General features: G+C 37.2%; 2 protein-coding genes. Both read left to right on the top strand.

Annotation, left to right across the window (positions count from 1 at the left end; genetic code table 11):
- Positions 1 to 342: hypothetical protein (locus ACFIKE_RS11045; protein ID WP_375649966.1), on the top strand; the 342-nt coding region annotated here is incomplete at its 5' end.
- A 162-nt stretch (positions 343 to 504) separates the two neighbouring features.
- A complete protein-coding gene (locus ACFIKE_RS11050; RefSeq protein WP_375649968.1) occupies positions 505 to 954 on the top strand; it encodes a hypothetical protein in 450 nt (149 codons plus the stop codon).
- Positions 955 to 1,136 lie beyond the last annotated feature (182 nt).

A 1,136-nucleotide genomic window follows, 5' to 3' on the forward strand; every position in this document is an offset into this window, starting at 1 on the left:
GAAGAACAGCCTTCTCGAACAGCTGTAGATGCATGGGAAAAGCCCGGCGCAGATCAGCTTGAGATCAAAAAAGCTCTATTAGAATGTGGCATGCAGCATTTTGATGGTCGTCTTGATACAGAAAAAAGTATGGATGAGAAATTTAATGCTGAGGAGTCTGTGAATGCATGCATGATACAAGCAGGTTTTCAAGATAAATTGGGAAGAATGAAGTGGTGTGAGAAATATGAAAATCTCCCAATTTGTCAGCCTGATGCAGTTATTCCTCAGCGAAGTGTAGAGAGGCGTTTGAATAGTCCTCATTGTGAAGAGCATAAAGGACAACCTGAATGTCAACCTTAAGTATTGAGGCTGCTGTAATCAAAAATCCTTACATTTTTGTTTTTGCATGGGGGGGGTGGATTGTTTCTTCAATATCTATATGCTAACAAGAGTTATCTTGCGTGTGAGCGAATATTAGCAGACTTGTCAGTCTTTCTATTATAAATATTGAAGGAGGGGGAAATGAAAAAAACATTGAAATTATTGAGTGCTATAATTTTATTAAGCTCTGCTGGGTGTATTAGCAAACCTCCCCCATCGACGTTAGAATTATGGGAAAAGCCCAGTGTCAGTAAGTCTATGGTCCAACAGGCATTGTCAAAATGTGGCTGGAAACCAATCTACGCTTCTTCTGAAAATATGGATTCGCGTGCAAGTGATTTTGCAGCAGTTTATGAGTGCATGACTAAAGCAGGTTATCGGTACAAATTACAAGATTCAAAGGGAATCTATTTTTCATCAACGCCGCGAAGTGATTCATTTTTAGTCAATTTAATGGTAGCAGGGTATCAGCAGGTTATGGATAATGATACTTTTGGTGTAACCAATTCGACAAAACAAGAGCGAGATTTGATGTTACGTTTTGAAAATGATAAAAAGCGCCAGAAAATAAAAAAAGCTTTGCACAAGTGATCATCAACAGTAGAATATTAATTTTTTAAGCAATAATTGAATAAAAATATTAAACGGGAGAAGAGAGGAATATAGCTCTTTTGTCTCCAATGTAGTTATATTCATTCAGCTACGAGATTAGCAATAGTGTTGTTGTCAGATGATGATAGTGGAGGATAGTGAGTTGTTGTTTAGAGAAATTT

The organism is Bartonella sp. MU70NMGDW, assembly GCF_042194085.1.
Classification (GTDB): Bacteria; Pseudomonadota; Alphaproteobacteria; order Rhizobiales; family Rhizobiaceae; genus Bartonella; species Bartonella grahamii.

Bases quoted from the DNA above. Each gene is read 5' to 3' on its own strand.
- ACFIKE_RS11050 (WP_375649968.1), top strand. From the start codon at position 505: ATGAAAAAAACATTGAAATTATTGAGTGCTATAATTTTATTAAGCTCT.